The organism is Altererythrobacter sp. GH1-8 (genome assembly GCF_043702085.1).
Classification (GTDB): domain Bacteria; phylum Pseudomonadota; class Alphaproteobacteria; order Sphingomonadales; family Sphingomonadaceae; genus Erythrobacter.
Window position 1 is genome coordinate 2759623 of the sequence record NZ_CP171690.1, and the last position, 25710, is coordinate 2785332.

Annotated in this window: 24 protein-coding genes; 3 read left to right on the forward strand and 21 right to left on the reverse strand. The window is 58.0% G+C overall.

Annotation, left to right across the window (positions count from 1 at the left end; genetic code table 11):
* Window positions 1-4: 4 nt before the first annotated feature.
* From ACG9DO_RS13360 to ACG9DO_RS13405, 10 genes are all read right to left on the reverse strand, one after another.
* The gene (locus ACG9DO_RS13360; protein ID WP_394728724.1) at window positions 5-2338 is read right to left on the reverse strand and encodes a TonB-dependent receptor; all 2334 of its coding nucleotides are present in this window, start codon (window positions 2336-2338) and stop codon (window positions 5-7) included.
* A 421-nt stretch (window positions 2339-2759) separates the two neighbouring features.
* Window positions 2760-2906 (reverse strand): cbb3-type cytochrome oxidase assembly protein CcoS, encoded by a 147-nt coding sequence (ccoS, locus tag ACG9DO_RS13365; protein WP_394728726.1) that lies wholly within the window; start codon window positions 2904-2906, stop codon window positions 2760-2762.
* On the reverse strand, window positions 2903-5035 hold the full coding sequence (locus ACG9DO_RS13370; protein WP_394728728.1) for a heavy metal translocating P-type ATPase: 2133 nt from the start codon (window positions 5033-5035) through the stop codon (window positions 2903-2905). Before ACG9DO_RS13370 ends, ccoS begins: the two co-directional genes overlap by 4 nt.
* Window positions 5032-5478 (reverse strand): FixH family protein, encoded by a 447-nt coding sequence (locus ACG9DO_RS13375; RefSeq protein ID WP_394728730.1) that lies wholly within the window; start codon window positions 5476-5478, stop codon window positions 5032-5034. The genes ACG9DO_RS13370 and ACG9DO_RS13375 overlap by 4 nt, the downstream gene beginning before the upstream one ends.
* A complete protein-coding gene (gene ccoG, locus ACG9DO_RS13380; protein WP_394728732.1) occupies window positions 5475-6992 on the reverse strand; it encodes a cytochrome c oxidase accessory protein CcoG in 1518 nt (505 codons plus the stop codon). The genes ACG9DO_RS13375 and ccoG overlap by 4 nt, the downstream gene beginning before the upstream one ends.
* A complete protein-coding gene (ccoP, locus tag ACG9DO_RS13385) occupies window positions 6979-7914 on the reverse strand; it encodes a cytochrome-c oxidase, cbb3-type subunit III (protein WP_394728734.1) in 936 nt (311 codons plus the stop codon). Before ccoP ends, ccoG begins: the two co-directional genes overlap by 14 nt.
* Window positions 7904-8068: a cbb3-type cytochrome oxidase subunit 3 gene (locus ACG9DO_RS13390; RefSeq protein ID WP_394728736.1), complete on the reverse strand. Its 165-nt coding sequence runs from the start codon at window positions 8066-8068 to the stop codon at window positions 7904-7906. The genes ccoP and ACG9DO_RS13390 overlap by 11 nt, the downstream gene beginning before the upstream one ends.
* Window positions 8065-8826 carry a cytochrome-c oxidase, cbb3-type subunit II gene (gene ccoO, locus ACG9DO_RS13395; RefSeq protein ID WP_394728738.1) on the reverse strand — a complete coding sequence of 254 codons (762 nt, stop codon included), beginning with the start codon at window positions 8824-8826 and terminating at the stop codon, window positions 8065-8067. The genes ACG9DO_RS13390 and ccoO overlap by 4 nt, the downstream gene beginning before the upstream one ends.
* Window positions 8827-8838: 12 nt before the next feature.
* A complete protein-coding gene (gene ccoN / locus ACG9DO_RS13400) occupies window positions 8839-10494 on the reverse strand; it encodes a cytochrome-c oxidase, cbb3-type subunit I (RefSeq protein WP_394728740.1) in 1656 nt (551 codons plus the stop codon).
* 2 nt (window positions 10495-10496) lie between these two features.
* Window positions 10497-11282, reverse strand: a complete 786-nt coding sequence (locus tag ACG9DO_RS13405) for a helix-turn-helix domain-containing protein (RefSeq protein ID WP_394728741.1) — start codon at window positions 11280-11282, stop codon at window positions 10497-10499.
* Window positions 11283-11452: 170 nt separating this feature from the next.
* Between ACG9DO_RS13405 and ACG9DO_RS13410 the strand changes: the two genes are divergently transcribed.
* From ACG9DO_RS13410 to ACG9DO_RS13420, 3 genes are all read left to right on the forward strand, one after another.
* Window positions 11453-12127, forward strand: a complete 675-nt coding sequence (locus tag ACG9DO_RS13410; protein WP_394728743.1) for an OmpW family protein — start codon at window positions 11453-11455, stop codon at window positions 12125-12127.
* 16 nt (window positions 12128-12143) lie between these two features.
* Window positions 12144-12917, forward strand: coding sequence for a DUF2189 domain-containing protein (locus tag ACG9DO_RS13415; RefSeq protein WP_394728745.1), 774 nt, complete (start codon window positions 12144-12146; stop codon window positions 12915-12917).
* 224 nt (window positions 12918-13141) lie between these two features.
* Window positions 13142-13699 carry a hypothetical protein gene (locus ACG9DO_RS13420; RefSeq protein ID WP_394728747.1) on the forward strand — a complete coding sequence of 186 codons (558 nt, stop codon included), beginning with the start codon at window positions 13142-13144 and terminating at the stop codon, window positions 13697-13699.
* Between the two features lie 31 nt (window positions 13700-13730).
* Here ACG9DO_RS13420 and ACG9DO_RS13425 read toward each other — a convergent pair whose 3' ends face one another.
* The 11 genes from ACG9DO_RS13425 to ACG9DO_RS13475 all read right to left on the reverse strand — a co-directional run bounded on the left by ACG9DO_RS13425 (window position 13731) and on the right by ACG9DO_RS13475 (window position 25546).
* Entirely contained in the window at window positions 13731-14546 is an 816-nt protein-coding gene (locus tag ACG9DO_RS13425; protein WP_394728749.1) for an alpha/beta fold hydrolase, read from the reverse strand.
* A gap of 9 nt (window positions 14547-14555) precedes the next feature.
* On the reverse strand, window positions 14556-14861 hold the full coding sequence (locus tag ACG9DO_RS13430) for a hypothetical protein (RefSeq protein ID WP_394728751.1): 306 nt from the start codon (window positions 14859-14861) through the stop codon (window positions 14556-14558).
* Window positions 14862-14863: 2 nt separating this feature from the next.
* Window positions 14864-15997 carry a class I SAM-dependent methyltransferase gene (locus ACG9DO_RS13435; protein ID WP_394728753.1) on the reverse strand — a complete coding sequence of 378 codons (1134 nt, stop codon included), beginning with the start codon at window positions 15995-15997 and terminating at the stop codon, window positions 14864-14866.
* 4 nt (window positions 15998-16001) lie between these two features.
* Entirely contained in the window at window positions 16002-17366 is a 1365-nt protein-coding gene (locus ACG9DO_RS13440) for an MFS transporter (protein ID WP_394728754.1), read from the reverse strand.
* 530 nt (window positions 17367-17896) lie between these two features.
* On the reverse strand, window positions 17897-18691 hold the full coding sequence (locus tag ACG9DO_RS13445) for an enoyl-CoA hydratase-related protein (protein WP_394728756.1): 795 nt from the start codon (window positions 18689-18691) through the stop codon (window positions 17897-17899).
* Entirely contained in the window at window positions 18688-19743 is a 1056-nt protein-coding gene (locus ACG9DO_RS13450; RefSeq protein ID WP_394728758.1) for an enoyl-CoA hydratase/isomerase family protein, read from the reverse strand. The genes ACG9DO_RS13445 and ACG9DO_RS13450 overlap by 4 nt, the downstream gene beginning before the upstream one ends.
* A 5-nt stretch (window positions 19744-19748) precedes the next feature.
* Window positions 19749-20897: an acyl-CoA dehydrogenase family protein gene (locus ACG9DO_RS13455; RefSeq protein ID WP_394728760.1), complete on the reverse strand. Its 1149-nt coding sequence runs from the start codon at window positions 20895-20897 to the stop codon at window positions 19749-19751.
* Complete coding sequence (locus ACG9DO_RS13460; protein WP_394728762.1) at window positions 20894-21286, reverse strand: RidA family protein; 393 nt, start codon at window positions 21284-21286, stop codon at window positions 20894-20896. The genes ACG9DO_RS13455 and ACG9DO_RS13460 overlap by 4 nt, the downstream gene beginning before the upstream one ends.
* 1 nt (window position 21287) lies before the next feature.
* Window positions 21288-21596: an I78 family peptidase inhibitor gene (locus ACG9DO_RS13465; protein WP_394728764.1), complete on the reverse strand. Its 309-nt coding sequence runs from the start codon at window positions 21594-21596 to the stop codon at window positions 21288-21290.
* 87 nt (window positions 21597-21683) lie between these two features.
* Window positions 21684-22691, reverse strand: a complete 1008-nt coding sequence (locus ACG9DO_RS13470) for a phytase (RefSeq protein WP_394728766.1) — start codon at window positions 22689-22691, stop codon at window positions 21684-21686.
* Window positions 22692-22717: 26 nt separating this feature from the next.
* Window positions 22718-25546: a TonB-dependent receptor gene (locus ACG9DO_RS13475; RefSeq protein WP_394728768.1), complete on the reverse strand. Its 2829-nt coding sequence runs from the start codon at window positions 25544-25546 to the stop codon at window positions 22718-22720.
* Window positions 25547-25710 lie beyond the last annotated feature (164 nt).

Below are 25710 nucleotides of genomic sequence, written 5' to 3' on the forward strand. Positions count from 1 at the left end.
CTCCTCAGAATTCCCGGCTCACTGTTACACCCCAGCTCCGACCATTACCGAAGATCGTTTGAGTCGAGGAAATGCCGCAGTTTGCACAAAACTGGTTCGCAGCTGCTTCGGTAATAGGTGTCGCTCGGGCGATGTATTTTTCATCGAATAAATTATCGACCCAGAATGCGATCTCTGTCCTATCATCTTGCAAGCCAATCCGCAGGGTGACCAATTCGATGTCGCCCGTATCAGCCAGATTGAGTGCAGTCGGGCTCTTGCCGGCCTCGAATGAATAAGACACGCGTCCGTAGAGATCGAAACCGCCAATGACTTCAGGAATGGTATATTTCGCCGCGGTGTAAAAATTCAGGTCGGAGGAGTTCGCAATCTGGTTGCCGCCGACTTCTGCACTACAGACTGAAACTGGGACCACAGTTGCGCCATTCACGCCGCAGCGCAGTTCGATTGAGCCGTCTACGAAGCCGTCGTCATAGGTGGCATCCTGATACGACCCCGCAATACGCCAGTTGAAGTTGTCCGTAATGTCCAGCGATGCGTCAATTTCGACGCCCTTGGATGAAGCACCGGTGCCGTTGACGGTTACTGGCCCTGCAGCGAATGTTGCCGGTGCCGTCGCCTGCAGATTGCTCCAGTCGATATAGAACGCGGCAACATTGACTATGGCTCTACCATCCCACAGCGTGGTCTTGGCACCCAGTTCATAGGTCCAGTTGAACTCGGGATCGAATGTGCCGAATTCGTCCGAGGGATCGCGCCCCCCATTGATACCGCCCGATTTTACCCCGCGCGCAGCATAGGCATAGAGCAAGACGTCAGGGTTGATCTCAACATCCGCACCGATCTTGCCTGACCAGAAGTCAAAATCGGTTTCCGTGAAGGTCAGCGGACGGCTGAGTACCGGAAGGAAGAAGATGTCTGCCTTGTCCGTAAGCCTATAGGCTTCTTCTGTATAGCGAACCTCGCCAAAAATCCGCGCGGCTCCAAGCGGGATGTTGACCGAAGCGAACACTGCATCGACATCGACAATTTCGCGCTCCTCGACGCGAGTGATGGTTGAAAGTGTCTCTGGGTCCGAGACGAGGCGGACAGTCGTTGAGAGCACGCCGCCCGTAAGGCTTTCATAGCGCGAATAACCGACCAGCCAATCGACTGCTGAGCCTGGGTTCGATGCGAGGCGGACCTCGAAGGAATCCTGCTCGCCCGCATCACCGGTCAGGTCTGTCAGGAACTGACGTGAGAAATTCCCGAAAAACGGCTCGTTCTTAGCGCTCTCTCGGCCAATCGAGTCAAAGCCAGCTCGGTAGCTCGACTTCGATTTCGATAGGTTCGCTGTCAAGGTCGCAAAATCTAGATCGAAATCTAGGTTTGCGTATGCGAGCCAGAAGACCCCGCGGTTACCAAACGCAAGCGGATCAAGATCGACAGCGTCCTGTGCAGGGAATGGGCCGGTGTTGACCGTCCAAAGTGACAACGTACCGCCCATGCCATCTGGCACTACATAATTACTACCGGCAGTGTTCCCGAAGAAATCGACCAAGGCAAAGGCTGTTGTGTCTTCTTCGATTTCATTGCGCGCATAAAATGCGGTCAGAGTAATCGGACCAAATTCGAAGAGACCCTTGGCCCCTAGGCTGAAACGCTGGTCCCAGCCACCGACATTGTCAGCGCCTGTCCCTCGGATATTCTTGATGGTACCATCGAACTCACTGTGACCGCCAAAGACGCGGACAGCCCCGAAATCGCCAATAGGAACGTTGACAGATCCCTTGATACCATAACGATCATCGCTGCCGACCTGGCCTTCAACAGACCCCTCGAACTCACCAAATACAGGATCATTCGTCACATAGTTGATTGCGCCAGCAAAGGTGTTGCGCCCGAACAGCGCACTCTGCGGACCCTTGAGCACTTCGACGCGCCCTAGGTCGAGATTGCCGAATTCGATTGATGCGCGGTTGTTGAGAAAGATGCCGTCGATGAACACACCGACATTGGACTGAAGCGAATTTTGGTCGGTCTGCGCAAGACCGCGGATCGTCACCTCATTGAAGCCGCCGAGCTGGCGGAACTGCAGTCCTGGCGTTAGCTCTGCGACATCTTCGAGCCCGTATGCGTTGGCTTCGAGGAGCGCATCCTCGGTCAGAGCGGTTATTGAGATTGGAACGGACTGAAGGTCCTCTTCGCGTTTACGCGCCGTCACAATGATAACCCGGCTGTCATCAGCCTCTTCGGTTTGCGGATCGGTATCCACATCTTGTGCGAATGCTGGTGTTACCTGCACAGCCGCAAACACCGTGCTGGCTGCACCTGCTAGCAGAAGCTTCCCAATCCTCATTGCAACTTCCCTTCCTCGGCTTGAGTTTATTGTCCCTCTACCGAGAGTTCGAGCAACTTAACTGCTCGATTAACAGGTTGTCCGCTGCCGAAATTCATCTGGTGAGAAGCGGGAGGCCATCACGTTCTTGCGGATTTGCCCAAATGGAAGGGCTGTTGGCAGGACTGGATCAGCGGTTTGATTAAGCGCGAGCGCTGTGCATATCTTGAAGGTCAACCGCGTAACGCAGATCGGCGGTCTCGACAGGTGCCGGCATGACAGCCTTTCTGCGTGCAGGGAGTATCCTTTGCAGGCTTGTCATCGCTCACAGGGATGGAAATTTCTCCGCCGCTGCACAGCGTCACAACGAGCGATCTCTCAGTCTGTGGCAATGGACCAATCGCTAGAGGTACCAGCGCCGCGATCGCGAGGATCGAGGCGTTCATTCCTCGTCCTCATCGATCAGGATGCGCTGCGCTGCGCCGTCCATATCGTCGAACTGGCCGCTACGCATTGCCCAGAAGAACGCGGCAAGACCTGCCAGCCCCATGCCCAGCGCGATAGGGATCAGGAAGGCGAGTCCTGTCATGGCTTATCCCTACCCGCGCGCGCGAGCCGAAGCGAGTTGCCCACCACGACGAGCGAACTCAGTGACATGGCTATGGCTGCAATCAGCGGTGTCACCATGCCCGCCAAAGCAAGCGGCACTGCGAGGATGTTGTACCCGATCGCGAAAGTGAAATTCTGGCGCACGATGCGCATGGTCTGCTGTGCGACAGATACAGCGAGCGCGACAGGAGCAAGGCGCTCTCCAATGAACACGGCATCAGCTGCCTGCTGGCTCGCATCGCTGGCCGTTCCCGGTGCGATCGATGCATGGGCCGCTGCCAGCGCAGGTCCATCATTGATACCATCGCCCACCATCAGCGGCTTGTGTCCCGCTCTCGACAAAGTCTCGAGAATAGCGAGCTTGTCTTGCGGGCTTGCGCCAGCCTGGGCGAAGAGGCCCAATTGGTTAGCAACATCCGTAACGGATCGGCTGCGGTCACCAGACACGATCCGGCTTTCAATGCCGAGGCCTTTGAGCTGCTCGATCGCGCTGCGCGCATCAGAACGGACAGGGTCGGTGTAGCGCAGGATATGCTGCGAGGTTCCGATCCGAAGCTCGCTGGTCATGCTGTCCTGCGTGGTCTCAGGTTTTCCCAGTGATACCAACTTGTCCCGCCACAGGCCGCTCAGGCCATGACCACCTTGCTCTGAAACGTTTTCAACCTGCGCCGGCTGAACCCCGGCCGCACGCAAAGCATCGGCAAGGCCTAAGCTCAAAGGATGACGACTCGCCTGCGCGAGGCCCAGTGCGATCGAGCGGGTCTGTTCGTCCAGACCGGAGATATCAGGGCGCGGCGCGCCGAGCGTGAGCGTGCCGGTCTTGTCGAACAGCGCGACATCGACTTCCGCAAGGCGCTCCAACGCGCTTCCATCCTTGACCAACAGTCCGCGCTTGATGAGTGCACCTGACGCGACGACCTGAGCGGCGGGGACTGCAAGACCCATGGCGCAAGGGCAGGTAATGATCAGCACCGCTATCGCTATAACCAGCGACTGGTGCCAACCTGCTCCGGCGATCATCCAACCGAGAAATGCGAGCGCGGCAAGGCTGTGCACGGCGGGTGCATACAGGCGTGAAGCACGGTCAGCGATGCGGACATAGCGGCTACGCGACTGGCCTGCATCATCCATCAACCGTGCGATTTCCGCCAGCACAGTGTCGCCGGAAACCGCAGTCACGCGGACGTGCAAGGGGCCGAACAGATTGATAGCGCCAGCATGGACTTCACTGCCGACAACCACGCTTTCCGGCGCGCTTTCCCCTGTCAGCATGGCGTTGTCGACAGCGCCTTGCCCTTCCTCGACTACGCCATCTGCGGCAAGCGCTTCTCCTGCGGCAACGAGCACAAGCATGCCCGGTTCGAGGTCTTCTGCAACAATCCGGCGGGTAGATCCATCCGCTTGCAAAACGCTCGCACTCCTGCCCATCCGTCCGAGCAGAGCGCCAATTCCTGCACGTGTGCGAGTGCGCATAGTTGCGTCGAGCGCCCTCCCGCACAGCAGGAAGAACAGCAGCATGACAGCGCTTTCAAAATAGGCATGGCCGCCGCCAGTCGAGGTTTCGTAAATGCTAAGGCCGGTGGCGAGCAAAACGCCGATGGAGATTGGCACGTCCATGTTCGTCCGCCTAAAACGCAGTGCCATCAACGCCGAAGCGAAGAACGGTCGCCCGGAATAGGCGATCACTGGCAAGGCTATGATTGCAGAAAGCCAATGGAACAGGTCGCGCGTCGCGCCTCCTGCACCTGACCATATGCTGACGGACAGCAGCATGATGTTCATCATGCCAAAGCCTGCGACAGCGACCGCGCGCAATAATCGGCGGGTATCGCCATCGTCCGTGCCCACGGGATTATCGGCGACGCGTTGAGATTCGAAGCCAAGTCGCTGCAACGCGGCGGTTAGATCAGTCTCGTTAAGCTCAGCCGAATGCCGGATTGCCACGCGCTTGGCGGAGAAATTGACCCGTGCCTGTTCTATGCCCTCTACCTTTGGCAGTTCACGCTCGATCTTCGCGATGCAGCCCGCACAGCGCATCCCCGGCACTGTGAAGCGCGTATCGATGAGCGCTTGCGTATTGGCAGAGTGAAAATCAACATGCGCGTTCATGGCACTGGTGTTTCCTCTGCCCAGCGATCTTGGCCTGCCTCGATGACGATACGCGCAGTCCAGCGACCAGCACTAATCGGCTCGACCGAGCGATATTGGCCTGTGTCGTGCGCAGCGAGCCCAACATTTGCCGTCTCACGCTCGCCAATGGGGCGACGCAGTTCGGCTGTGATGCTGGCCTGAGCCGGGACGCCCTGCGTCGTGACAAGGAGATATCCCGCCTCATCGCGAGTAACAGCGGCCTGCCATCCCAGCGCGCGGCTGCGTTCTGCTTCTTCCAGCCAGCCGTTGAATTTCTGGCTTGCGACATAGGAGTTTTCGACCACGACCCCGCCGAAACCGCTTGTCGCCTGACTGGCCATAAAGAAATTGACCGCAACGACAATGCCAAAGCCAATCACCAGCACTTTTGTCATATCGCGGCCGGTAAATTCACGGGTCATGGGTTGCCTCCTGGCGTTGAAAATCGTGTTTCCGCGGTATCGCTCTCGCGTTGCTCATCAAGCGAGGTCAGCGTGAAGGTGAAGCCTTGCTCATCCGTATCGGCAGGCGCGAGCACGTAGGCGCGGACTGTGCGCGTCGCATCGGCCGGGACTTCAATCTCCTGGCTGCGTCCGGCATTTTCGAGCGCAATCGTGTCCGTCCACAAAACGCCGCCGGGGAGCCCGCCAAGCGCAACCTCCATCACCCTCGGGCGGCTTTCCATATTGCGCAGTTTCAAAGTGTAGGCATTGCGAACCGAACCGTCGCTCAGAAGCATGAAAGGTGGGTTTCGGTCTGGCGATACGGTAAGATCCGTATGGCTGCGGACGCCAAGCGCGAACAGCAGGGCACCCCCGATTCCGCCCCAGATTGTGAAGTAGATCAGGGTACGCGGGCGCAGCAAAGTCTTCCATGGCGAGACCGGCGTACCGCCGGCCGCTTCGTGCTTGCAATCTTCCAGCGTGGCGTAGTCGATCAGTCCGCGCGGTCGCCCGATGTCCTTCATTACCCGGTCGCATGCATCAATGCAAAGTGCGCAAGTGATGCAGCCGATCTGTGGGCCTTCGCGAATATCGATCCCTGTTGGACATACCGCGACGCATTGCAGGCAGTCGATACAATCGCCGTAAGCGTCTGGATCCTTGGCCGCTTTCTTCAGGCTGCCGCGCTTTTCGCCACGCCAATCCTTGTAAGTGACGATCAGCGACTTCTCATCGAGCATCGCCGTCTGGATACGCGGCCAAGGACACATATAGATGCACACCTGCTCGCGCATGAAACCGCCCAACGCAAAGGTCGTCGCCGTCAGAACGCCAACGGTCGCATAGGCAATCGGGGCCGCTTCGCCGGCGAAGAAGTCAGCAAACAGCGTTGGTGCGTCAGCGAAGTAGAGAATCCAAGCGCCGCCGGTGACGAAACTGATCACCAAATACACCGACCACTTGCTGGTGCGTCGAGCGATCTTGGCTGGCCCCCACGGCGCCTTATCCAAGCGGATACGCGCATTGCGGTCGCCATCGAACAGACGGTCGATATGCTGGAATACATCGGTCCAGACTGTCTGCGGGCAGGCATAGCCACACCATGCCCGTCCGACAGCGCTTGTGACAAGAAACAGGCCGATGCCAGCCATTATCAGGAGGCCTGCGACGAAGTAGAATTCGTGCGGCCAGATCTCGATCCCGAACATGTAGAACCGGCGGTTGGCGAGATCGACCAACACTGCCTGATCGGGTGCGTAAGGCCCGCGATCCCAGCGAAGCCATGGCGTGATATAGTAAATCGCCAGAGTGACGACCATCACCGCCCATTTGAATCGCCGAAACGGACCGTCGATGCGCTGGTTATGGACTGTCTTGCTCTTCTCATAGAGCTTGTCCGGGACAGCGGGTGACGGCTTTTTGCGCGCCACCACGCTGACCGCTTCCGACCAATCGCGTTTGCCTTTCGGTTCCTTGAGGTCAGGAGCGTTCATCGGTCTCCGCCGCATTATCCTCAGCCAGAGCTTCAACAGGCTGTGCTTGGAGGGTCTCACCGCCGCCTAGCGAATGGACATAGGCTGCCAGCATTTTGATAGTGACAGGGTCCAGGCGATCCTTCCAACCCGGCATTACGCCATGGCTGGGGTTCTTGATTTGCGCGCGTACAGCGGCTTCGCTGCTGCCATAAAGCCAGATCGCATCGTTCAAAGCTGGCGCACCGAACATGCGATTGCCAGAACCGTCGGGCATATGGCAAGACGCACAGTTGTTGGCGAAAAGCTCCGCTGCAACAGCACTGCTCTGACCATCACCATCGAGTGACAGAACATGCCGCGCGAGCGACGTGATCTGCGCATCACTCAGTATCTCACCAAACGCCGGCATCAAGCTGAAGCGTGTCTGGTTCGAGCCTTCCCAACGCACACCGTGCTGCAGTGTCTTTTCGATTGCCGCGAGGTCGCCACCCCAGATCCACTCATCGTCATTGAGGTTGGGATAGCCTGGCGAACCGGCTGCCCCTGCACCGTGGCATTGCACGCAGTTAACCTTGAAGGCCGCAGCGCCGCCAGCAACCGCTTGCCCCATCAATTCCGGATCAGCAGGAAGCTTGACCAGATCGGTCGCTGCAATCTGTTCGAAAACGCCCTGTTTCGCGAGGTCTGCTGCGCTCATCTCTTCCGCCAACTGACCGCGACTGGTCCAGCCCAGCACACCTTCCGTAGCGCGGTCGATCATCGGCCATGCAGGATAGGCAATCACATAGGCAACGGCCCAGATGACAGTTGCGTAGAAGGTCCACAGCCACCAGCGCGGCAGCGGAGTGTTGAGTTCTTCGATCCCGTCCCATTCGTGGCCGACAAATTCGGTCCCGGTGGGTTGGTCGACGCGGGTGTCCTTGCCGGGTTCATTCGCCATCGTCATGGTCCTCAAGAATAGAGTGGGCCGCCTGGCGATTGCGATCGCGTGCGCCGGGGCGGAAGGGCCATGCACAAAGGCCCAGGAACAGTATTGCCATCACCGCCAGACCAATGCTGTCGGCGAAGTGCCGCAGGGTTTCGTAATCGCTCATCGGCCGGTCTCCTCAGCCAATTCCTGCTGAGCAGCAGCGCTGTTTACATCGACAAGCGTGCCTAGCATCTGAAGATACGCGACCAGCGCATCCATTTCCGTGAGGCGCGTCGGATCCCCGTCAAAGTCGCGGATCTGCGCTTTGGGATAGCGTTCTTCGAGATCGGCAGGATCGGCAAACGGATCGCCTTGCGAGGCAAGGTCTGTCTTCGCCATTTCAATGTCTCGGTCCGAATAAGGGACACCCACCCGGCTCAGCGCCGTCAGCACTCCAGCCGGATCCGGAACCTTGAGCGTATTCTCGGCCAGAAAGCCATATTGCGGCATGATGCTTTCCGGCACCACGCTTTGCGGGTCCTTCAAGTGCTGGACATGCCATTCGTCAGAATAACGTCCACCGACGCGCGCCAGGTCTGGTCCGGTGCGTTTCGATCCCCATTGGAAGGGGTGATCATACATGCTTTCCGCCGCGAGGCTGTAAGGGCCATAGCGCTCCACTTCGTCGCGGAACGGGCGGATCATCTGGCTGTGGCAGGTGTAGCAGCCTTCGCGGATATAGATGTCCCGACCTGCCTGTTCCAGCGGCGTATAAGGCCGCATACCTTCGACTTTCTCGATGGTGTTATCGAGGTAGAACAGCGGGGCGATCTGAACCACGCCGCCAATCGCGACCGTAACCAGCGTTGCCAGCGCCATCAGAGTGACGTTGCGCTCCAGCCGTTGGTGGCCCTTGGGAGCATCCTTCATATTATTGCTCATCACTCAGAGCTCCTATGCAGCAGGGTTAGCGGTGAGAGGACGGTCAGCGACTTCATCATATGGAGTCTCTGTCATGGCGGCTTCATCACGCAGATGCCCGGCGATGGTCATCCAGACGTTGTAGGTCATGATCACAGCGCCAGCGAGGTACAGCAGGCCGCCAAAAGCACGCGCTGCGAACATCGGTTTGAGCGCTGCGACCGTGTCAACGAAGCTGTTCACCAGGTATCCGTTGGCGTCATATTCGCGCCACATGAGACCCTGGGTCAGTCCAGCCACCCACATGCTCGAAGCGTAGAAAACGATGCCAAGCGTCGCGAGCCAGAAGTGCCAGTTGATCATCCGCATCGAATACATCCGCTGGCGTCCCCACAGGCGCGGCACCAGGAAATAGATGCAAGCGAAAGTAATCATGCCGTTCCATCCAAGCGCGCCGGAGTGGACATGGCCAATGGTCCAATCCGTATAGTGCGACAGGCTGTTGACGGCCTTGATGCTCATCATCGGCCCTTCAAAGGTGCTCATGCCGTAAAAGGCGAGGCTCATCACCATCATCCGGATGATCGGATCGGTGCGGACCTTGTCCCATGCGCCGTTAAGCGTCATCAGGCCGTTGATCATGCCGCCCCAGCTCGGCATCCACAGCATGATCGAAAACACCATGCCAAGCGTCTGGGCCCAGTCTGGAAGCGCAGTGTAATGCAAATGGTGCGGACCGGCCCAGATGTAGAGGAAAATAAGGCTCCAGAAATGGATGATGGAGAGGCGGTAGGAATAGACCGGCCGCTCCGCCTGCTTCGGTACGAAGTAATACATCATCGCAAGGAAGCCTGCGGTGAGGAAGAAGCCCACGGCGTTATGGCCGTACCACCACTGCGTCAGCGCATCCTGAACACCGGCAAACAGGCTGTAGCTGCGCGATCCCAGCGGATGCACTGGCACCGCCAAATTGTTGACGATGTGCAACATCGCAATCGTGATGATGAAGGCGAGGTAGAACCAGTTCGCAACGTAGATATGCGGTTCATGCCGACGGATGATCGTAAACACGAACACCACGAAATAGGCGACCCATACGATGGTCAGCCACAGATCGACATACCATTCAGGCTCTGCATATTCCTTCGACTGGGTAACCCCGAGCAGATAGCCGGTCGCCGCCAGCACGATGAACAGCTGGTAGCCCCAGAAAACGAACCGTGCGAGCGGCGGGAAAGCCAGTCGCGTACGGCAGGTCCGTTGGACAACGTAGAAGCTCGTCGCCAGCAGCGCGTTACCACCAAATGCGAAGATGACAGCCGAGGTGTGGAGTGGGCGCAGTCGGCCAAAGTTCAGCCACGGCTCGATATTGAGCTGCGGGAAAACCATCTGCATTGCGATGAAAACGCCTGCGAGGAAGCCCGCCATGCCCCAGAATACCGTCGCGATTACCCCCCAGCGCACGACATCATCGTAGTATCGCGATGGGCCTTCCGGCATCTTCAAGATCGACTGTGCGTGTCCAACCGGATCGTAGCGCATCAGCGTCACGACCAGGAATGCAAAGGCGATCACACCCACGAGCACTGCGTGCACCGCAAATCCTGGATCTTGCGCGCCGAGAAACGCAGCAATTGCCAAGAACATTATCACAAACCACAAACCAACGCGGCTAAGTACGGCTTCCATAATTATGCCCCTTCTGTTGCGTCCACGGCTATGCGCGGGTCGCATTCAGCACATTGATCGAGATCAAATTTCGAGTTTTGCGGAAAAATTTCACAGTGCTGGCATTGATGGCCTGCTCGCCGGGCAAGGTTATTCAAATCCCGCACGACGATTTGAGAGCGGCCGCTGGTTTCGATCAGGCCAGCCTCACGCATTACACCGAGTTGGCGGCTCACGGTTTCGATGGTCAGCCCCAGAGAATCGCCTATGTCGCGCCGCGACATAGGCAACTCGAGCGTGCAGCGATTCCCATCTACCTTACCGACCCTTTCCGACATCGCCATCAGGAAACCTGCCAGCCGCTCATTGGCGCTCTTGCAGCCAAGCGCCACCGCCTTGTCGCGGCAGCGATGCAATGCTGAGGTGAGCCGTCGTAGCAGAGAGCGCGCAATCGCGTCTTCCGTCGCCGCGCGATCGAAAAATTCCTGCGCAGGAAACACAAGCAATTCCGTCTGGACGAGGCTGGTCATGGCATAAGCATGGAGGCCATCTGCGGGGACCGAGACGATATCTCCTCCAAAATGGAAGGCGACGATCTGCTCGCGGTTACCTGAGGCTCTGGCGGCGAGCTTGGTTGCCCCGCGGACAATGTAGACGACTTGATCCCTCATATGATCGAGCGGCGCCCTGATCCCGCGCGGCAACGACACGCAATGCGCCATCGCTTCCAGCTGGCTGCCCGTTCGCCCGCCTGGTTCGACACCGAACGCAGAGCGCGTGAAGGTATCAAATGCAGTGTGATCATCCATCAAGCCGGCTCAGTCCATTCTCCGATTTCTGAACCGGACTAGATGCAAGCGCGCTTCACCGTCTTTGATCAGGATCAATGTCCAGCATTTCCAGCCGAGGCATTAGGGCGGCGACGTCGCAATAACCCTGGGCCGCACGGTGCGGCCGCTGCGGCGCAGGGAAAAGATTTATGAAGACGCTTCTCGCATGCTCGTTCGCAGGCCTGGCCCTCGCGGCCTCACCCGCCCTCGCGCAGGACGAGGGTCAGGTTGGCCGTTTGCAAATCAAGGTACTGGGGACGGGTGTCTTGCCAGATGGCAAGATCACTGATGTCAACGTGGATATCGTCGGGCTTCCTGCCGATACGCAGACCCAAGCGAACGATAACTACGTTCCGACGATCGCAATCGAGTATTTCCTGAACAACAACTTCTCAATTGAAACGATCTGCTGCTTCACTCAGCATGATGTGGACGCTGTCTCCGGTCTGCCGGGTGCTGAGCTGGTCTCGAATGCCCGGCTGATCCCGGCCACGTTCACAGCCAAGCTGCATTTCGAACTTGCAGGTGTAAAACCCTATGTCGGCGCAGGTCCCACCTATTTCCTTTGGGTCAAGGACAAGCCCGGCGCCGCAACGGTGCCGCTTGGCGTGACCGACACAGATCTGTCTGACGAATTAGGCCTGGCACTGCAGGCTGGGGTCGATATCCCGCTCGGCAATGACGGGTTTGGGATCACCTTCGATGCCAAGCGCTATTTCGTCGATACAACCGCTCGCTGGTATGTCGATGATACGCTTGTCATTGAAACCGAGCACAAGCTGGACCCATGGGTTTTGAGCGCAGGGGTCAGCTATCGGTTCTAACTGAGAGGGAGCTGCCATGGCCAATACAGGTAAAGTCGCATCCTACAGAGTCCTGGACAATCTGACTTTCGCCGATTTGAAATCTGCGCTCGCCGCAGGTTGGTCGGATTTCCGCGCCTTTCCCATTTATGGCTTGTTCTTTGCTGGGATCTACGTGGCAGGCGGCTTTCTCATCTATTTTGCGCTGATGCAGTGGGGCAACACCTCGTGGCTCGTCCCCGCTGCAGCAGGCTTTCCCTTGCTCGCCCCGTTTACGGCAGTGGGCCTCTATGAAGTCAGCCGCCGACGAGAGACCGGCGAACCTTTGAGCTGGAAACCCATCTTGGGCGCTTTGCGCGGGCATGGTGATGAGCAGATCATTTCTGTCGGCGTGATCGTGTTTGTAGCCTTTGCCTTCTGGCTGATGCTCGCACACGGGATATTCGCTGTCTTTGCAGCGCAGAGCGGAGGGAATGCAGAAACGCTCGCATTCCTGATGACCCCTGCAGGCCTCGCCATGCTCGCTGTCGGGAGTATTATCGGAGCGATCATGGCGCTAGGATTTTATGCCGTCACCGTGATGAGCTTGCCGCTGCTGGTTGACCAAGAAATCGACTTCATCACGGCGATAACTGTCAGTCTCGCAGCGATGCGCTCGAACGCGGCAGTCCTGCTGGTTTGGGCCGTAATGATTGCCGGGCTTCTGCTTGTCGCGCTCGTGCCGTTCTTTCTCGGCCTGTTCTTTGCGCTGCCTGTCCTGGGCCATGCCACCTGGCATTTGTACCGACGGACGGTAACGTCCGCAGATTAGGCACCATCGCTTGATGGCCATACCCGGTGCTCAAAGCGTTTACTTAACGAATGATAGCCTCGGCTGCCAGGGGTGACTGACACTGTTCGCTTTGCGAATATTCGCTCGATTTTGCCCACTTACCGATCTGTTCGCCGTAAGCGCGATAAAGGAGGGAGCTATCGGAAACTGAGTCCCAGTGACTAGGGTCTGCTTCCTGATTTATCGAACCTAAAGGATAACCGATGCGCGTCTTGAACTGGATCAGAGCCCCGATCATCGTGCTGGCAGCCGCCGGGTTGACTGCCTGCGAAGTGCGCGAAACCTATTCGAGCGACATTACGGAAGACGAAGCCAAGGTGATCGAAGCAGAGATCTGGGCCAAGGAAGAAGCGATCTTCGAAGGACGCGGGCGCGGCGACCTCACCAACTACCTCAGCGTGACGAGCGATTCTTACCTCGGGTGGCCACCGGTCATGGAAAAGCCGCTAGGCCTCGATGCTTTCCGCGCGAGCGCATCGGACTCATCTGCGCTCAATGGCGAGCGTGTCACCTTGAAACGCGAAGGCTTCACATTGAACGGCAATACTGCAGCTGCTTATTTCACGACGCATCGAACAAGACTGGGTGACGGCTTTGCACCCGAAGGCGAACGCGAAGTCGACCAGTATTACGAGAACATCCATGTCTGGACGCTCGAGAATGGCGAATGGAAGCTGATTGGAGGCATGGCACGCTTGCTCCCGCCAGCAGAAGGCCGGATCTCTCAGGACGAGGAAGACAGCAAAAAAAGCGGCTCTTGACCGATTTTTCCCGGCTCATCGTTCGATTGCGCTAACCAGCCATCTGCCGTTCAAGCACGAACTCTGCGACGCAATCAGCCCAGTCTTCCGGCTTCTCGTCAACGATATCGACGCCGCCGTCCTTGATTTCACGCCAGGCGAAATCCGGTCGGATCGCATGAGCCGCCTTGGCGAGTTCATAGATCTCGTCACCGGTATTCGTGAGAATCATGGTCGGCTGGCTTATCCGCTCGAGCGCGGCCGCATGGTCGTAGCGGAAGGCGGCGTTGTGGCCATACCAGAACGGTCCAAGGCTGGTCAGTTGTTCGCCGACATAGCGCGAGGCGAGCGACCAGTCGGTGTCGGCATTGGCATAGGAAAGACGATTCTGAAACGCTTCAGCCAGATGGCTGCCATCGGGCCGCGCGGCAAAGCCCTTCTCACGTTCCTCGACATAGGCGAGGCCCTTCTCCCTCTGCTCTCGCGAGAGCGGGAGAGGACCATTAAGGATCAGCTTATCAACTCGGTCTGGAAACCGGAGCGCGGTTTCCGCCGCAACTTGACTTCCCGTATGATGGCCAAGCACAGCCGCACTTTCGAGGCCGAGCGCATCCAGGACTGAGACTGGAGCTGAGGCATAGTCACCAATCGCAGGCTCAAACGCGGGCGGGTCGGAATTGCCGAAACCTGGCATATCGATCGCAATCGGGCGCAGGCCTCTGTCCACAAGAAGCGCAAACACGGTGTCGAATTGGCGATACGACATCGGTGCCTGGTGAATTAGCACCAGCGGGATGCCTCGGTCAGCTGCACGAAAGTGGATCTGACCGTGATCACCATCGGCATATGACCTTCGACCGAGCGGCACTCTGCGTCCTCAGCCCCGCTTTTGCGGAGCAACAGATTGCAGGTTCGGGATCGTGCGCTGATCCGCACTGAGGCCTACGATCCGCTTGATATAGGCGACCCGGTCGGCTTCCAGCTCTGCTGACAAGGCCTCGTCTGGTTCAGTGGCTTCGAAAGTCGCGCGGTCAATCAGCCCCTGCTTTGCCAGCATATCCTCCAGCATCGCGAGACGGTCTTTCACGATCCACAGCTCAGCCATGAGCTGGATGTTCTGCCGTGCCAGCGTATCCAGGTCTTCTGCCTGCAGATAGGTTGGCTGCTTGCGCTTGGAAGGCATCGTCACGCTCCTTCGCTCACTGGCTTCTGGCCCAGCGTGACCCAAGGGTAATTGCCATTACCCACACCATATTCGCGTGCATTTTCGAAGCCCACCTCGCGCATTATCTGCGGCAGGTTACGGCGGATCGAAGCACTGAAATAAGGCTCTTCGCGATTGTCACCTTCCCAATCATAGAGCACCGCCTGATAAGGCGTGAGCGCTCGGAACGGGCCGGGGTCGGAGATTAGCATAGTGCCGCCCGGCGCGAGAATGCGGAACATTTCAGCCATGATATCGCGGCATACGTCATCGGGCGTTTCATGGAATACTGCATAGGCAACAACCGCATCATAATGACCGTCCGGCTCGGACGTGTTACGGCAATCTTCCTGCTTCAAGTGGACACCAAAGCCCATTTTGCGGTCCATCTTGTGGCCGCCCTGCTGCATCGCAGCTGAAAGGTCCGCGCCAACAAGTTCCGCATCAGGAAACTTTTGCCGCAGCATGCCAAGAGTTGGCGTGCCGCCGCTGCCACACTCGTAGATCCGCTTGTACTCGCGGTCCTTGGGAAGCTGTTCAAGCACCGTCAGGCGCTGCGCAAAAATGTCAGCGCCGACATCGACGGCAGCATAGCCACCCTTGCGGAAAATATATGGCATCACGCCGGACATGAACATCAGCATGGACAAATCAAATCCGTCCCAACCACCCGGCATCAAATGCCATTCTACATCGCTGGTGTAGGCTGGCTCCTTGAAATCAGGATCAATCGTCAATGTGCCAGCCTTGGGGTGATTGCCCGGATCATCCTCGATGCTGGCTTCGTACTCTGCCCGCTTTTCTTCAGCGGCTGGAATGCCGCGATCATAGACCCCTTCTGCAACGACACGCTGATAGAGGCGGTTGAAACGGTGCGCCGGGATTGCTTCTGCTTTCTCGGTGGCCTTTGCGACAATCGCTTCCAATTCCTCCGGTTGACGGTCGCCCATTGGCTGATCGCCAAGCGCGGCCATCTCCTCATCGGCATAGAATTGCGCTTTCGCGGCATCCTTCAACGCGGTTGAGGAATAGACCTGCAGATCGCCGAGAAATTGCAGCCCTGCGCGGCCGGTTTGCGGCAGCACAGGCAATTGCGGTCTGGCTGGGGCTGTCATGATCTCATTCTCCAGTCTTTGCTTCATTCTCACCAAAGGGATGCCGCTTGACCTTTGCGAGCGTCTCTTCATCAAGGTGATAAAATACCAGTGCACATGCCATCAATACGCTGCAAATCGCAGGCAGGATCGCTTGCCCGAATGTGATCGCAAACAGCGCTTCTTCAGGTTGCGGCTGCCCGCGCGGAATGCTTGCATCGTAGCCGAACCAAGCCAGCAACACACCTACGATGAGCGGGCCAGTTGCATGCATCATTTTCTCTACGAAGCTGAATACGGAGGAGTAGAGCCCTTCGCGGTTCAAGCCGCTCAACCTACGGTCGTATTCGATAGTGTCGACGATCATGGACTGACTTGCGATCAGGATTGCTCCGCCCATCGCACCGAGCAGGAATCCTCGTAGCAGGAATACTGCCATTGCTTCGTTGGGGCCCGAGGCAAGCCAACTGAGATAGAGTACAGCCTGAGCCAGCAAGGCAATCAGCATGACCTGCTTCTTCCCGAAATGCTTCAGGATCGGGAGCCAGAGCGGCAAGCTGGAGAGTGATCCAGCGATCACTGATGCACCGAACGGGAACAACAATGCCTCGTCTTTTTCCATTACGGAGATGAAGAAGAACAGCGTACTGGCTCCGCCTGCGGCCAATTGCAGAAACTGGAACGCCTTCACGCCTGCTAGGAACAGGAATGGTGAATTCGCGAAGAATAATCTCGCCTGCATGATACGCGAGATTGATGGACGCGTAAATTTCGTAAAGCGCGCGCGCTTGGTGAAGATGATCGCGCACATCATGGCGGCAAAACTGACCGCGGCAAGAATATAGCCGAGCGTGGCATAGCCTTCGCGCCCGCCCCCGCCTTCGGCGATGATCGGGCCTGCCAGCGAACCTCCGAGAAAGCCTCCGCCGACGAGGAACAGCGCGCGGTAGGACATGATGGTCGATCGCTCGTGATAGTCCTCCGTCATCTCTGCGGGCATCGCCAGGTAGGGCACGTTGAACAGCGTCAGAGCGATGGTGTAAAACAGGAGCAGTGCCAGGATGACACCTTGCTCGTCCAGGCCCATTAACGCAGCCGGTGGATCGAAAAGGGCGATCAGGCTGACCGGTCCGAGCAGCGCGCCGATGAGCATGAATGGTCTGCGCCGGCCCCAGCGTGTGTTGGTGCGGTCGCTAATCCAGCCCACCGCAGGGTCAGACACCGTGTCGAACAACTTGGAAACAAAGATCAGGAGTCCCGCCGCAGCAGGAGCGATCTTGAGCACACTGACCAAAAAGAAGAGATAGAGGTTGGATAGGGCCGTGATCATGGTGATCGTGCCAAGGGAGCCCATACCCCAGGCGAGGTGTACGGGATTGGCCTGGATCATGGGAAGACGAATGCCCAAACGGACCTCTGCAAATTATGCGATCATAACCCTCTGCGCCTAGGGTCGTAGTGCCTGTCAGATACACCGCGATTTCGGCCTTGTCCGACTACCGAACATTAGCGCTACACCGCAGAGATCATGAAGTCCGAACTTCCGCAATTCTCGCTGGCGTCAAGGGGAGCTTCTAACGTCCCTTCCACTGGCCCTCGCGCTTCTCGATGAACGATCTCATAGCGCCGCCCATGTTGCCAAGGCCGATAAACGCGATTTTCATGGAATCCTTTCTCGAAACTTAGAGTGCGTGCCAGCCTAACAGCAGGAAAGCTGCACCTATCGCCAAGCCTACTACTCCGCAAAGCAAATGCGAGAGAGTTTGCATTTGGCTTTCTGGTGGCGACCAAACAGGAACGAATTTTGAGCAAAGCCTATTGATGGGACCGCGGCGACCGGTTCTCGCAGTCCAAAACACCTCGACCGAAAACGCAATCCCCCAAAGGCCGAAAAGAAGGTAGGGTAATCCGTCCAACGTCCTATCTACCCTTCCACTCGCCTTCACGCTTCTCGATAAAGGCGGTCATGCCTTCCGCTTTGTCTTCGCTCGCGGTGAGGATCTGGAAGATGCGGCGTTCCATGATAAGGCCCTGGTCGAGCGTGGTTTCGAACGCAGCGTTGACCATTTCCTTGTTCGCAATGGCAGCCATCGGCGGCATCGCGGCGATCGTGGCTGCGGTCTTGAGCGCATCGGCGATGAGGTCCGCTTGCGGCACGACGCGCACGACTAAGTTTGCGCGTTCAGCTTCTTCTGCACTCATCATCCGGCCTGTAAGGCACATTTCCATAGCCTTTGACTTGCCGATCGCACGGGTAAGCCGCTGGGAGCCGCCCATGCCGGGCGCGACACCAAGCTTGATTTCGGGCTGGCCGAATTTGGCGTTGTCCGAGGCGATGATGAAGTCCGCCATCATCGCAAGCTCGCACCCGCCGCCCAGCGCAAAGCCGTTGACCGCAGCGATCCATGGCTTGCGGGTCTTCTTTACGACTTCGCTGGTCCAGGGCGAAAAGAAGTCCTGCAGGTAGAAATCTGCTGCTGCCTTCTCGCTCATTTCCTTGATGTCCGCGCCAGCGGCAAAGGCTTTCTCGCCTGAGCCGGTCAGCACCGCGCACAGCTGGCTGGCATCCGCCTGATAGGCCGCAAACGCCGCAGTCAACTCGTCTAGCACCTGGGAATTCAATGCGTTCAATGCCTGCGGGCGGTTGAGCGTAATCAGCGTGACGCCCTTGTTACCCTGCGCGTCGATTTCAACAGTGATGGTCTCGTAACTCATAGGGGTTTCCATTCCTCGTCAGCCGGTAGCGGGGCAAAAATGCTGTCGAGCAGCTCTTCGCTCACCTCTTCCGGCGTTGCCGGGTCCCACTTGGGATCATTGGTCTTGTCGGTAATCACCGCGCGCACGCCTTCGGCAAAATCAGGCCGAGTGAGGACACGCGATGCGATGCGGTATTCCATGCGCATATTGTCCGCGAAATCAGTCAGCTGAGCGCTTTCTGAGAGCTGACGCAGCGCAACCTTGCAGGTCTGCGGGCTTTTGGTGCCAAGCGTGTCGCGCTCTTTCTCCGCCCATGCGTCCCCATCCGCAACTGCAGCCTCAAGGCTCGCAAGGATGTCCTCATAGCGATCGCTGGCAAAGTGCCGCGCGATCTTGACCGCGTTCTCTTCAATCCGTGGCTTAGGCGGTGTGCCCACGGGCTCTGAAAGGATGCCGCGGATGCGGTCAGGCTTCTCGACAATGCGCGCCTTGATGTCTTCGAGCATCTCGCTCGGCACGTAATGCGTTGCAAGCCCTGCCCATAGGCATTCTGAGCCATCCATTCGCGCGCCGGTCAGCGCAAGAAACTGGCCGATCCGTCCGCCGAGGCGCGAGAGGTACCAGCCGCCGCCGACGTCAGGGAACAGGCCAATGCCTGTTTCCGGCATGGCGTACCGGGTGTTCTCCGTCGCAACCCTGAATTGGCACGGCATTGCGATTCCTACGCCGCCGCCCATGGTGATGCCATCCATGAAGGCCACGATGGGCTTTTCAAAAGTGAACATCTGGTGGTTGAGTTGGTACTCATCATGGAAAAACTTCCGACCCGACACGCCACCATCGTTCAGCGCCGAATTGCGCAGGAAAGCAATGTCGCCTCCCGCACAAAAGCCGCGCCCTTCGGAATGATCGAGGATCACCGCATTGATTGCGTCATCCGCAGCCCATTCAGAGAGCGCCGCGCTCATCGCATGGCACATTTCCAGCGTTAATGCATGCAGCGCCTTGGGCCGGTTCAATGAAAGGCGGCCTACAGGTCCATCGACCCAGATCTTTACGTCTTCTGTCATTGCCCTCACCCCTGCCGCAGCAAGTCCCGTCCCACGATCATTCGCATGACCTGATTGGTCCCCTCGAGGATCGAATGCACGCGCAGGTCGCGCCAAAAACGTTCAATCGGGTAATCCTTGAGGTAGCCGTAGCCGCCAAACAGTTGCAACGCGTTGTTGACGACATTGCTGCCGCTGTCCGTCGCAAGCTGCTTTGCCATCGCGGAAAAGCGCGTCTTGTCAGGCGCGCCATCTGTGACCTTGGCCGCAGCGAGGTAGAGGAGGGCGCGGGCCGCCTCTAGCTCGGTTGCCATGTCGGCCAGCATGAACTGGGTGTTCTGGAAGTCCGCTAAGGGTTGCCCGAACTGCTGGCGCTCCTTGGTGTAGGCGATTGCTTCATCAAGGCATCGCTGCGCTCCGCCAAGCGAACATGCGCCGATATTGAGGCGTCCGCCATCCAGGCCCGCCATAGCAAAGCGAAAGCCCTCACCTTCTGCGCCGACACGGCTGGCAACAGGCACGCGTGCATCTTCAAAAATGACCTGCGCGGTAGGCGAGGCATTCCAGCCGAGCTTCTTTTCCGGCGCGCCAAAACTGACACCGGGCGTATCCTTGTCGACCACGAGGCACGTGATGCCCTTCGACTTGTGCTCGCCGGTGCGGACCATGCAGACATAGACGTCGTTCACGCCGCCGCCGGAAATGAACTGCTTGGTCCCGTTCACAACGTAGTGGTCGCCCTCCCGCCGCGCAGAGGTCTTGAGCGCCGCCGCATCCGAACCCGAGCCCGGCTCAGTCAGGCAATAGCTTGCAAGCTTGTCCATGGTGATGAGGTCGGGCAGGTATTTCGCTTTCACTTCTTCGCCGCCGAAGCAATCGATCATCCATGCGGCCATATTGTGGATCGAGATGAACGCGCTGGTCGCAGGGCAGCCATAGGCCATCGCTTCCATGATCAGCGCAGCTTCAAGCCGTCCGAGGCCGATCCCGCCCGATTCCTCCGAAACATAGATCGCGCCAAAGCCGAGTTCGGCCGTGCGCTTGATCACATCCTCAGGGAAATGCTTGTTCTCATCCCATTCGCCCGCAAAAGGCGTGATGTTGTCGGCAGTGAACCGCTGCGCCATGTCTTGGATCGCAAGCTGGTCGTCATTGAGTTGGAATTGTCCTGTCATGGATTCGCCCCTAGCACCGCCTCGGCTTCGATTTCCACCTTCCATTCTGGGCGGCAAAGCCATGCTACGCCGGCCATAGTGGCGGCCGGTTTGGCGGTCGAGAAATAGCGCGCGTGGACCGCGCCGACGGCATCCTGGTCAGCCGAATCAGTCAGCAGCATGCGCGTGCGCACGATATCCTGAGCCGATCCGCCCAGCGCGGTTACAGCCTCGATGATTATCTCGCAGCATCGCCGCGCCTGCTCGGCAACGTCTCCCGGGGTGGTTGTACCGTCTGGCTCAACCGGCCCTGTGCCTGCGACGATGATGCGATCACCGACGCGCACCGCGCGTGAGAAGCCGAACTCCGCTTCGTAAGGTGAACCTGATGTTGTGCGATCGCGCATCATTCTATCCGCAGGTGATGTCAGTGATGGTCATTGCGCGGTCATAACGCACATTCACCCGGTCCAGGCGGTAATCCATCGTCCACGCGCTGTCGGGCGGACTCCAGCGCAAACGAGCCGAGCCACTTTCAAGCAAGATAGTTTCGCCCGTGTCGCCTTCGATCTTCTTACCAACATAAGACTGTACAGCCTGTGCATCGCAGACAAGTTTGCGATCGCGGTCGCTCTCTGAATACTCAAGATCAGCAGGTGGCGGAGTGGGAGCGCAACCTGCAGCGAGAGCTACCAGTGGAAATGATGCAACAATACGCATTTCGCTTATCCCATGGCTGGAATGAGAAGTGCGTTGCTACCGCCTCGCCCGCGATCAGGCCAGCGCTGTTTGGGCTTTTATTAGTGATCACGGAAGTTGCAGCGCTGCCTTAACATCCGCCCAGGACACCAGTTTGAAGTTTTGCGCGGCTGATCCATTCCGTCCATCTTGAGCCACGAACACGCCTAGCGGATAGGTCTCACCGAAGGAGCGGATATCGAGCGCAATGCCGTCGGTTTCCTCCGCTGCGCCGAATGGCCCAGCCGCGATGCGGAACCGGCCGACCGGGGTGATGTCCGGCAGGCGGTAGATGGCATAGGCATTGTCGCCCTGGCTGGAGGCGATCAGATAGCCGCCATTGTCGCCCTGTGGGGCGAGCGCGAGTCCTTCGACATCGGCAACCAGTTGCGCGTTGTCGATCGCAGCGACCAACCTGGGCGCGCCGTCTACCTTGAGATTGAAGGCCCAGATGCCAGCCATTTCCTCGCCGACATAAAGCGTATCGGTCCGAACGTCGTGTACGCAGCCTTCCGGCTGGCTCGCGAGCTTGTGCAGTAGCAACGATTCAGCCTTCCAGCTGCCCTCGCCCGGTGTGAAGATTGTCTGCACGATACTGCCGTCCTTCACCGGGCTGAACACGCGCACAGAGCCGTTCACTGCAGGTTGCGCCATGCACAGGCCATAGCCTTCGCCCGCCGCAATCGGATATCGCCCGAGCGGTGATAGCGCGCCGGTTTCACCATTCAGCAGCGCAAGAAAGACATGCGCGGTAGCCGGATCGGTGCGGTCACTGGCAGCGACCATTATGCTGCCATCGGCCAGTTCGACCAGATCGACATTGTTGACAAGGCCCGCATCAAGAAAGGTCTTCTGGCTGCCGTCCAGCGCATAGACATGCAGGCCTGCTTTCTTGTCCGTCCCGACAATCAGGCTGGCGGCGGGGTTTGCCGCATTGTGCCAGATCGCGGGATCATCTGCCGCATCTTCATTGGTCGTCCCCACCGGCAGGGTTTCGGCCAGAGCCGTGACTTCGACTGCGGGATTTCCTTTGATGGGCGTCGTGGCACAAGCGGCCACGAGCCCAGTGCTAGCCATCAGAAAGGCTATCGGCGTCAACCGCATCAGAAGTTCACCCGCGCGCCGAACTTCATCGTCCAGCTATATTCTTCATATTGAAGGTTATTCACCTGACTGCCGAAGGTGTTGTATGCGAAGTACTTCGCATTGTTGACGTTGACCCATTCATAGAAGAACTGGATGTTGTCGTTGAGACGGTATTTCGCGCTGAGATCCAGCTGGAAGTGATCGTCGACATAGCGGTCGAATGCCGCCTCATCGCCAAGCTCGTCGAGGTAACTGTCACGATAGGTGCCGGACAGGCGGATGTCGATCGGCCCCTTGTCATAGCCGAGCGAGATATTGCCGGTGTGCTTGGACGTTGCGGGTAGCGGGATGTCGCGCGGATCACTGATGTCGCCATCGTTGAAGACCGTACCTTCCGCATCAGTGTAGGTGTAGTTTGCCTGGATGATGAAGCCATCCAGCATGCCCGACAGCGCTTGCGAGAAGCCCAGTTCCAACCCGAAGACCTGCGCGCTGTCGCCATTGAGCGGGATCAGGGCTTCGTCGAAGGATACCCCGTTGAAGCTTCCGTTGAACGGTTCACTATCTTCTTCGAACACCGCGTTGACGATGTAGTCGTCAATATCCTTATAGAAGATCGCAGCCGTGAGTGCACCGTTGGACGACATGTACCATTCTGCCGAAGCATCGAAATTCCAGGCCCGGTATGGCTGGAGCGCGGGGTTGCCGAATTCACCTTCGCGTTCGCCTTCCTCGTTTTCTTCGACCGCGAAACGCGGCGCGAGCGCACTTAACTTGGGACGCACCAGGCTGCGATAGCCCGCCAAGCGCAGGATCAGATCAGGCTGTGCTTCGTAACGGATGTTGAGGCTGGGCAGCCAGATGTCGTAATCGCGCTCGAACATGATGGGCGCGACGGTCACGGTTTCCGCGTCCTCGTTAAGCGTCACGAGATTGCCGTTCATCGTGTTGTCTGTTCGCTCGTAACGCACACCGCCAATGACGCGCAGATCGGCACTATCCCAGCGGCTGAGCAGATAACCCGCGATCACATCTTCCTCAACGGCGTAATCGGAAACAGCGGAATCGAACGCGCTGTCGAGGCTCTGGAAATCGAATTGATCGAAATTGGCAAAGAAGAAGTCGGAAGCCTCCGTGAAGCCGGGAAGCGGGTTTAGATCTGCAATGCGATACGTAGCATCTGCCCCAACTACGTCGGACAGGCCAAAGTCGTCCAATTCGTAGAACTCGACATCGAAATTATAGCTCTTGTCGCGCCAGCGCCCCTTGAAGCCGCCCTGCACTGTGAACTCTCCTCCATCCAACTGGAACCGGCGGCCAAGATCGAATTGCGCTGAATATTCTTCGTCTTCTGAATCTGACAGCACAGTCAGTTCAATGTCGTTGAGCCCGTATTCGGCTGGATCGAAGAACGTGCCGGGATCCTTGACGACGCTATACTGCGGGACTTGGGGGTCCGAATAGTCAAACCCGATCACAAGACCGTCGTCAGAGAAGCGCTGGCGAAACTCGGCGGGGTCGATGTTGTTGTTTTCGAGCTCGGTCGACTTGGCCCAGCTGACAGCATATTCGGCAAACCAGTCGCCCCAGTCGCTTTCGCCCCCGGCAGTAATCGAACGGATACGCTGGCGCTCGAAGCGGTCTTTGACATCGCGCTCGATCCCGATGCGCTGGCGCGAATCGTCGCCTTCGATGGTCACAGTAGAATCGTCGAAAACTACAGCCGATCCGCTCGAGCTTGTCGGACCGAAGTCCTCGAAATCGCCGAAGTCAAAGGTCAAACGGCGGCGAAACTCCTGATCGTCGAACTGGCTCCAGATGCCTTTGATGTAAAGCTCTGTGGAATCGCCGGCACGCAAATCCAGTCCGAGAGTCGCACTGATACGCTCGCGCTCGACATCATAATCGCGATACTGCACTTCTCCTGCGAAGATGGCTCCGCCGGCATCGAACCAGTCATCGGCCTCGATGTTATCCGTCTCAAACTCGCGCCTGTAATAGGATATCCCGCCTGAAATGCCGAAATTGTCGGACAAGCGCGTGGAGAAATCCAGACTCGCTTTGGGCGTGACTTCCCCCGAATAATCGTTGTAGCTGCCTTCTGCCTTGAGCGTAATGAGATCCGTCTTCCGGTCGAACGCGCTGGTTGTCTTGATCTCTACTGACGCGCCGATGGTGTCGCCATCCATGTCAGGCGTCAGCGACTTGATGACCTCGATTGATTCGATGATATCGCTGGAGATCACGTCCAAGGCGACCGAGCGCACATCGCTTTCGGGCGCAGGAAGGCGCACACCATTGAGCGAGGTTGCGATCAACTCGGGGTCAAGCCCTCGGACCGACACAAAGCGGCCCTCGCCCTGGTCATTGAGGATGTTGACGCCTGGCAGGCGGCGGAGCGATTCTGCCACATTCTGGTCTGGAAACTGGCCGATGGCATCGCGCGTGAGCACATCGGACACAGTATCGCTCGCTCGCTTGCGGGAGAGCGCGCTGGCCTGATTCGCGCTTTGGCCGATAACCAGGATCTGGCCTTCGCTATCGCCCATCACGAAGTTCAGCTGCACTGCCCCTGACTCCGGAACAGTCACCGTCTGCCTGACTGGGTCGGCCCCGACATAACTTGCGACAATTGTGTAGTTCCCGGCTGGAACATCATAAAAACGATAGCTTCCGTCGCGATCTGCCGTTGCCTTGCGCCCAAGTTCCTCGATGGTGAGTTCCGCTGCCTGCAATGCGATGGTGTCGCTTGCATCCATCACAACACCGGTAACTTCGCCAGCCTTGGCAACAGCCGGGAGAACAAGAGCAGTCAGCGCAGCGCCAACCAGATAGTGATACTTCATGAAATGGGGTTCCTTCTTTCTTTGAAGGAGCCCTTAGATCGCGAGAGCGACGCACCCGTTTCAGTTGCATGGCAGTTTGATGAAATTCCCGCTGGCTTCGTCATTCAACTGTCATGGGACGTCCGACTTGCTTGCAGCGTCAGCTGCCCGCCCGCAATAATCCT

Coding starts and splice junctions, on each gene's coding strand:
- ACG9DO_RS13450 (WP_394728758.1), bottom strand. CDS start 19,743: ATGACAGAAGACGTAAAGATCTGGGTCGATGGACCTGTAGGCCGCCTT.
- ACG9DO_RS13415 (WP_394728745.1), top strand. CDS start 12,144: ATGGCCAATACAGGTAAAGTCGCATCCTACAGAGTCCTGGACAATCTG.
- ACG9DO_RS13410 (WP_394728743.1), top strand. CDS start 11,453: ATGAAGACGCTTCTCGCATGCTCGTTCGCAGGCCTGGCCCTCGCGGCC.
- ACG9DO_RS13390 (WP_394728736.1), bottom strand. CDS start 8,068: ATGAGCGATTACGAAACCCTGCGGCACTTCGCCGACAGCATTGGTCTG.
- ccoS (WP_394728726.1), bottom strand. CDS start 2,906: ATGACAGGACTCGCCTTCCTGATCCCTATCGCGCTGGGCATGGGGCTG.
- ACG9DO_RS13440 (WP_394728754.1), bottom strand. CDS start 17,366: ATGATCCAGGCCAATCCCGTACACCTCGCCTGGGGTATGGGCTCCCTT.
- ACG9DO_RS13430 (WP_394728751.1), bottom strand. CDS start 14,861: ATGCCTTCCAAGCGCAAGCAGCCAACCTATCTGCAGGCAGAAGACCTG.
- ACG9DO_RS13475 (WP_394728768.1), bottom strand. CDS start 25,546: ATGAAGTATCACTATCTGGTTGGCGCTGCGCTGACTGCTCTTGTTCTC.
- ACG9DO_RS13445 (WP_394728756.1), bottom strand. CDS start 18,691: ATGAGTTACGAGACCATCACTGTTGAAATCGACGCGCAGGGTAACAAG.
- ACG9DO_RS13455 (WP_394728760.1), bottom strand. CDS start 20,897: ATGACAGGACAATTCCAACTCAATGACGACCAGCTTGCGATCCAAGAC.
- ACG9DO_RS13465 (WP_394728764.1), bottom strand. CDS start 21,596: ATGCGTATTGTTGCATCATTTCCACTGGTAGCTCTCGCTGCAGGTTGC.
- ACG9DO_RS13435 (WP_394728753.1), bottom strand. CDS start 15,997: ATGACAGCCCCAGCCAGACCGCAATTGCCTGTGCTGCCGCAAACCGGC.
- ccoP (WP_394728734.1), bottom strand. CDS start 7,914: ATGGCGAATGAACCCGGCAAGGACACCCGCGTCGACCAACCCACCGGG.
- ccoG (WP_394728732.1), bottom strand. CDS start 6,992: ATGAACGCTCCTGACCTCAAGGAACCGAAAGGCAAACGCGATTGGTCG.
- ACG9DO_RS13420 (WP_394728747.1), top strand. CDS start 13,142: ATGCGCGTCTTGAACTGGATCAGAGCCCCGATCATCGTGCTGGCAGCC.
- ACG9DO_RS13360 (WP_394728724.1), bottom strand. CDS start 2,338: ATGAGGATTGGGAAGCTTCTGCTAGCAGGTGCAGCCAGCACGGTGTTT.
- ACG9DO_RS13370 (WP_394728728.1), bottom strand. CDS start 5,035: ATGAACGCGCATGTTGATTTTCACTCTGCCAATACGCAAGCGCTCATC.
- ACG9DO_RS13375 (WP_394728730.1), bottom strand. CDS start 5,478: ATGACCCGTGAATTTACCGGCCGCGATATGACAAAAGTGCTGGTGATT.
- ACG9DO_RS13460 (WP_394728762.1), bottom strand. CDS start 21,286: ATGATGCGCGATCGCACAACATCAGGTTCACCTTACGAAGCGGAGTTC.
- ACG9DO_RS13470 (WP_394728766.1), bottom strand. CDS start 22,691: ATGGCTAGCACTGGGCTCGTGGCCGCTTGTGCCACGACGCCCATCAAA.
- ccoO (WP_394728738.1), bottom strand. CDS start 8,826: ATGAGCAATAATATGAAGGATGCTCCCAAGGGCCACCAACGGCTGGAG.
- ACG9DO_RS13405 (WP_394728741.1), bottom strand. CDS start 11,282: ATGGATGATCACACTGCATTTGATACCTTCACGCGCTCTGCGTTCGGT.
- ccoN (WP_394728740.1), bottom strand. CDS start 10,494: ATGGAAGCCGTACTTAGCCGCGTTGGTTTGTGGTTTGTGATAATGTTC.